This window comes from Rhodococcus sp. ENV425 (assembly GCF_002887785.1).
In the GTDB taxonomy this organism is placed as follows: domain Bacteria; phylum Actinomycetota; class Actinomycetes; order Mycobacteriales; family Mycobacteriaceae; genus Rhodococcus; species Rhodococcus aetherivorans.
Window position 1 is genome coordinate 54,272 of the sequence record NZ_PCZU01000271.1, and the last position, 1,930, is coordinate 56,201.

The 1,930-nt window shown below is 68.3% G+C and carries 2 protein-coding genes; both read left to right on the forward strand.

Annotated elements, in window-relative coordinates; all coding sequences use genetic code 11:
* Positions 1 to 109: 109 nt before the first annotated feature.
* Entirely contained in the window at positions 110 to 1,162 is a 1,053-nt protein-coding gene (locus CQZ88_RS25205; protein WP_006937062.1) for a 3-keto-5-aminohexanoate cleavage protein, read from the forward strand.
* Between the two features lie 152 nt (positions 1,163 to 1,314).
* On the forward strand, positions 1,315 to 1,930 hold a 616-nt coding region (locus CQZ88_RS31845), incomplete at its 3' end, for an MFS transporter (RefSeq protein WP_258008780.1).

Sequence of the window (1,930 nt, forward strand, 5' to 3'; positions counted from 1 at the left end):
AGTACGCAAGATGGAACGCGCCGGCATCGTCGGCGACGCCACCTTCTGACCCCTCCCCCGTCCCGTTCACCCTCACCAACCCCACCACAACTCTGATCGGAGCACCACCATGCACTTCCACGACGACGCCCTGTTCCCGGAGAACCAGGAGAAGCTGGTCATCACCGTCGCCCCCTACGGCCCGGAGTGGGACATCGACGACTTCGCCGAGGACCTGCCACTGACCATGGACGAGCACGTGCAGAAGGCGGTGGACTGCTACGAGGCCGGCGCGACCGTGCTGCACATCCACGTGCGGGAACTCGACGGCAAGGGCTCCAAGCGGCTCTCGAAGTTCAACGAGCTGCTGGCACGGCTGCGCGAGGCGGTACCCGAGATGATCCTGCAGGTCGGCGGCTCGATCTCGTTCGCACCCGAAGGCGAGGGCGCGGACGCGAAGTGGCTCTCCGACGACACCCGCCACATGCTCGCCGAACTCGACCCCAAGCCCGACCAGGTCACCATCGCGATCAACACCAATCAGATGAACATCGTCGAGCTGATGACCGCCGACGACATCGCCGGCACCTCCTTCGAGCGCCCCGAGGTCTACGACGCCTACCGCGAGATGACCGTCCCGGCCGGGCCGGGCTGGGTCGAGGAGCACCTGCGCCGGCTGCAGGCCAACGGTATCCAGCCGCACTTCCAGCTCGCCAACATCGCCCAGCTCGAGACCGTGGAGCGGTTGATCCGTCGCGGCGTCTACACCGGCCCGCTGATGGTGACCTGGGTCGGCATCGGCGGCGGCTTCGACGGCCCCAACCCGTACAACATGATGGAGTTCATCCGCCGCACACCCGACGGGGCGGTGCTCACCCTGGAAACCCTGATGCGCAGCGTACTGCCGGTCAACACCATGGCCATCGCGATGGGCCTGCACGCCCGCTGCGGCACCGAGGACACCCTGTGGGGCCGCAAGGGCGAGAAGATGACCTCCGTGGCGCAGGTCGAACAGCTCGTCCGCATCGCGAACGAACTCGGTCGCGAGGTCGCCACCGGCAAGGAGGCCCGCGAGATCTACAAGCTCGACGAGCACTACACCAGCGCCGAGGAGACCCTCGCCAAGATCGGCTTCGCGCCCAACCGCCGCCCCGGCCAGCGCGGCTTCACCCAGCACGCCTGACGCAGCATCCGCGTGACCCGCGGGGCGTGACACCACGCCCCGTGCCGCGCCCCCGGGCACGCGAAACCCTTTCTCCCACCGGCCGTCAGCACCACAAACTTCACCCCCAGCCATCGCGCTCCTCCCCACCCCACCCGAGGTTTAGGAAGATCATGTCCTCTCTCACCCCCACCGCGCCGGAGCGGACCGCGACCGTGTCGGCGCCGTCTCGCCGCAGCGGGCGATCCCGGTTCTACCCGTGGCTCGTGTTCGCACTCACCTTCGGGCTGCTGCTGTCGGACTACATGTCCCGGCAGGTCCTCAGTGCGGTGTTCCCGTTCCTGAAAGCCGAATGGTCGCTGTCGGATTCGCACCTCGCATCGCTGAACAGCGTGGTCGCGTTGATGGTCGGGTTGCTCACCCTGCCGCTGTCGATGCTCGCCGACCGGTGGGGCCGGGTGCGCAGCCTCGTCGTGATGGCCGCGTTGTGGAGCGTGGCGACCCTGCTGTGCGCGGTGGCGGGCTCCTACGAGCAGATGCTCGGCGCCCGGTTCCTGGTCGGGGTCGGTGAGGCCGCCTACGGCAGCGTCGGTATCGCGGTCGTGCTCAGCGTGTTCGCGCCGCGGCTGCGGGCCTCGCTCTCGGGTGCGTTCATGGCCGGCGGCTCGTTCGGGTCGGTGATCGGCGTCGCATTCGGCGGGGTCATCGCCGTGCAGCTGTCCTGGCGCTGGTCCTTCGCGTCGATGGCGATCTTCGGGCTGATCCTGGTCGCGCTGTTCTGGGCCCTGG